We start from the raw sequence: 3,890 nt of genomic DNA, 5'->3' as shown, positions 1-3,890 counted from the left end.
CCCCGGCCAAAAACTCTTCAGCATGGCCATTGCCCTGATCTTGGGCGGCGCCATTGGCAATGTGATCGACCGCCTGCTGCACGGCTACGTGGTCGACTTTCTGGACTTTTACTGGGGCACCTGGCACTTCCCGGCCTTCAACGTGGCCGACAGCGCCATCAGCGTAGGCGCGGCCTTGCTGATCCTGGACGAGATTTTGCGGGTGAGGCGCGGGCGTTGATCCCCCGCGCACAGGCACCACCCAAAGCACAAACCACCAAATAACGCCAAGTCAGTTAAGCTGTTGGGCTGATTTTTAAAATACGGAGATATCCATGCCAGGCTTGTTGCCCCACATCGACCCAGACGGTCTGCTCGAATTTTCGGTGGTCTACACCGACCGCGCCCTGAACCACATGTCCAAGCGCTTTGGCGGCGTGATGACCGACATCTCGCGCATGCTCAAAACCGTCTACGGTGCTCACTCGGTGGCCCTGGTGCCTGGCAGCGGCACATTTGGCATGGAATCGGTGGCCCGCCAGTTCGCCACCAACCAGCACGTCATGGTGATCCGCAATGGGTGGTTCAGCTACCGCTGGACACAAATCTTTGACATGGGCCAGATTCCCAAGAGCCACAGTGTGCTCAAGGCCCGTCGCGTGTCCGAGTCGTCACAAGCGGCCTGGACGCCTGCCCCAATCGAAGAAGTCAAAGCCGCCATCGCCTCAGAAAAACCTGCGCTGGTGTTTGCCCCGCATGTGGAAACTTCGGCCGGCATGATCCTGCCCGACGGCTACCTCAAGGCTGTGGCCGATGCGGTGCATGCGGTGGGCGGCCTGTTGGTGCTCGACTGCATCGCCTCGGGCGCCATGTGGGTAGACATGAAAGCCACGGGGGTGGATGTGCTGATCAGCGCCCCACAAAAAGGCTGGAGCAGCTCGCCTTGCTGCGCCATGGTCATGCTGAGCGAGCGTGCCCGCCAAGCCATTGACAGCACCACCAGCACCACCTTCGCGATGGACCTGAAAAAGTGGCTGCAAGTGATGGAGACCTACGAAGGCGGTGGCCACATGTACCACACCACCTTGCCTACCGATGCCTTGCAACGCCTGCAAGAGACCATGCTGGAGACCGAGGCCTATGGCTTTGCCAAAGTCCGCGACGAACAAATGGCCCTAGGCCGCGAAGTGCGTTCATTGCTCTTGCAGCATGGCTTCCCCAGCGTGGCCGCGCCCGGTTTTGAAGCGCCTGGCGTGGTGGTCAGCTACACCACCGACCCGGACATTCAAAGCAGCAAAAAGTTTTTGGCTCTGGGCCTGCAAACCGCTGCGGGCGTGCCGCTGCAGTGCGACGAACCGGCCGACTTCCGCACTTTCCGCATGGGCTTGTTTGGCCTGGACAAATGGCACGAAGTGCCTCGCACGCTGCAGCACCTGAGCGATGCACTGGAAACCCTCGCCCCCAAGGCCAAACTCGCCGCTTGAGCCTCGGCCTTGAACGGCCATAAAAAAACCGCTGAACCCTTGGGGTCAGCGGTTTTTTTCATTCAACGCCGCGTGAACAGGCAACCGACGCCAAAGCGCCGACACCCCAGCTTCACAGCTTCACAGCTTCACAGCGTGATGATGGTGCAACCCGTGGTCTTGCGGGCTTCCAGCGCGATGTGCGCGTCTTGGATGTTGGCCAGCGGGAAAGTCTGGTCGATGTGGATCTTCACCTTGCCGCTGGTGACGGCCTCAAACAGGTCATCGGCCATGGCTTGGGTGCTTTCACGCGTGGTGATGTGGCTGAACAAGGTCTGGCGCGTGACATAAATGGAGCCTTTGGGGCCCAAAATGCCGGGCGAAAACGGGGCCACAGGACCTGAGGCATTGCCAAAGCTGGCCATCAGGCCAAACGGGGCCAAACAGTCGAGCGACTTGTCCCAAGTGTCTTTGCCCACAGAGTCGTACACCACTTTGACGCCAGCAGCAGCAGTGATCTCTTTGACCTTGGCCTGGAAATCTTCAGTGGCGTAGTTGATGCAAAACTCGGCCCCATTGGCCATGGCCAAAGCACATTTGGCATCGCTGCCTGCCGTTCCGATCAGTCGCAAGCCCAAGGCTTTGGCCCATTGGCTGGCGATCAGGCCCACACCACCGGCTGCGGCGTGGAACAGCACAAAGTCACCCGCTTTGAGGCCACCCTGGGGCAGCGTGCGCTTGAGCAGGTACTGCGCCGTCAAGCCCTTGAGCATCATGGCAGCACCCGTCTCGAACGAGATCGCATCGGGCAGCTTGCACACGCACTTGGCGGGCATCACACGCACTTCGCAGTAACTGCCGGGCGGCTGGCTGGCATAGGCGGCGCGGTCGCCCACTTGCAGGTGCGTCACGCCCTCGCCCACTGCCTCGACCACACCCGAGGCTTCCATGCCCAGTTTCAGCGGCATGGGCAGGGGGTACAAACCACTGCGCTGGTACACGTCGATGAAGTTCAGGCCGATGGCCTTGTGGCGAATGCGGATCTCGCCGGGGCCAGGTTCGCCGACCGTGACGTCGACGAGCTTCATGACTTCGGGACCACCGTTCTGGTCAATCTGGACGGCAAGGCTCATGGGTATCTCCTGATAGGTAAAAAAACAATGCTCGACTTTGCCACGAAACCAATTTTCTGAGGCCCATCAGGGACAGCTCGGCGACAGGGGGAAAACCCGAATGCGGCTACAGTTCGGCATGTCGCAAAAACTCACGCCCACCACCGCTTTTCTGTTGACGGTGCCGCCCCTCATGTGGGCAGGCAATGCCGTGGTAGGCCGCCTGGTCACCGACTTGGTGCCCCCCATCACGCTGAATTTTTTACGTTGGGCGGTGGCCTTTGTCATTTTGCTGCCCATGGCCTCTTGGGTGCTGCGCCCAGGCAGCGGACTGTGGACCCACTGGAAGCGTTTTGGACTGCTCAGCCTGCTGGGCGTGGGGTGCTACAACGCGCTGCAATACCTGGCACTGCAAACTTCTACCCCGCTGAACGTGACCCTGGTGGCCGCCAGCAGCCCAGTGTGGATGCTGGCCATTGGAGCCCTGTTCTTTCAAGCCCCGGTGCGTCGCGCCCAAATTTACGGCGCGGTTCTTTCTATCTTGGGCGTATTGACGGTGCTCTCACGAGGCGACTGGGCCCAACTCATCCAAGTGCGCCTGGTACCTGGCGACTTGTTTGTGTTGCTGGCCACGGCCTGCTGGGCTTATTACAGCTGGCTGCTCAGCCGCAAAGACGAGCCCGAGGGCATACGCCGAGACTGGGCCGCTTTCTTGCTGGGCCAAGTGGTGTTTGGTTTGGCTTGGTCTGGCCTGTTCGCGGGCATGGAATGGGGCCTGACCGACGCCCAGATCACCTGGGGCTGGCCGCTGCTGGCCACCTTGGCATTCGTGGCCGTGGGCCCTGCGGTGCTGGCTTACCGCTGCTGGGGCTTGGGCGTGCAACAAGCCGGCCCAGCGGTGGCCGGTTTCTTTGCCAACCTCACACCCTTGTTTGCCGCCATCTTTTCGGCCGCATTTTTGGGCGACTTGCCACACACTTACCACGCCCTGGCCTTTGGGCTGATCATCGGCGGGATTGTGGTGTCATCCCGGCCATGAATCGGCTTGGGCCGCCTGCGCCTTGACCCATTGCACAAAGGCCGCGGTGGCCACGCGTGCGCGGTCGGTGTGGCGCACGCTCATGAAATGCACCGGGCGCACCAGGGCGGGCCAACAATCTGCACCCAACACCACCAAATCGCCGCGCTCGATCTCGCGGGCCGCCAGGCGTGTGCTCTCCAGGGCCACCCCCATGCCATCGACCGCCGCGGCAATCGCCATGGCCGCACGGTCAAAAGAGGGCCGCGGCCCCATGGGCATGGCCAGCTCATGAAAGGCAAACCACTGCGGCCAGCC

Annotated in this window: 5 protein-coding genes; 3 read left to right on the top strand and 2 right to left on the bottom strand. The window is 61.4% G+C overall.

From position 1 onward, the window contains the following. Together lspA and Q0341_RS13750 are read left to right on the top strand one after the other, a co-directional pair. Nucleotides 1-220 (top strand): signal peptidase II (gene lspA, locus Q0341_RS13755; RefSeq protein WP_299514429.1); only part of this gene is annotated, 220 nt, incomplete at its 5' end. Between the two features lie 94 nt (nucleotides 221-314). After that, a complete protein-coding gene (locus Q0341_RS13750; protein ID WP_299514426.1) occupies nucleotides 315-1,463 on the top strand; it encodes an aminotransferase class V-fold PLP-dependent enzyme in 1,149 nt (382 codons plus the stop codon). 128 nt (nucleotides 1,464-1,591) lie between these two features. On the opposite strand, the gene Q0341_RS13745 is transcribed toward Q0341_RS13750, so the two are convergent. Further along, nucleotides 1,592-2,575: a quinone oxidoreductase gene (locus tag Q0341_RS13745; RefSeq protein WP_299514423.1), complete on the bottom strand. Its 984-nt coding sequence runs from the start codon at nucleotides 2,573-2,575 to the stop codon at nucleotides 1,592-1,594. Nucleotides 2,576-2,693: 118 nt separating this feature from the next. Between Q0341_RS13745 and Q0341_RS13740 the strand changes: the two genes are divergently transcribed. After that, nucleotides 2,694-3,593, top strand: coding sequence for a DMT family transporter (locus Q0341_RS13740; protein ID WP_299514420.1), 900 nt, complete (start codon nucleotides 2,694-2,696; stop codon nucleotides 3,591-3,593). Here the strand turns inward: Q0341_RS13740 and Q0341_RS13735 are convergent. Beyond that, nucleotides 3,579-3,890: LysR substrate-binding domain-containing protein (locus Q0341_RS13735; RefSeq protein WP_299514417.1), on the bottom strand; the 312-nt coding region annotated here is incomplete at its 5' end. The genes Q0341_RS13740 and Q0341_RS13735 overlap by 15 nt on opposite strands.

Source organism: uncultured Limnohabitans sp., assembly GCF_937889215.1.
GTDB lineage: Bacteria > Pseudomonadota > Gammaproteobacteria > Burkholderiales > Burkholderiaceae_C > Limnohabitans_A.
The sequence above is the reverse complement of the archived record's forward strand: the minus strand, read 5'-3'. Positions and strand labels throughout refer to the sequence as shown.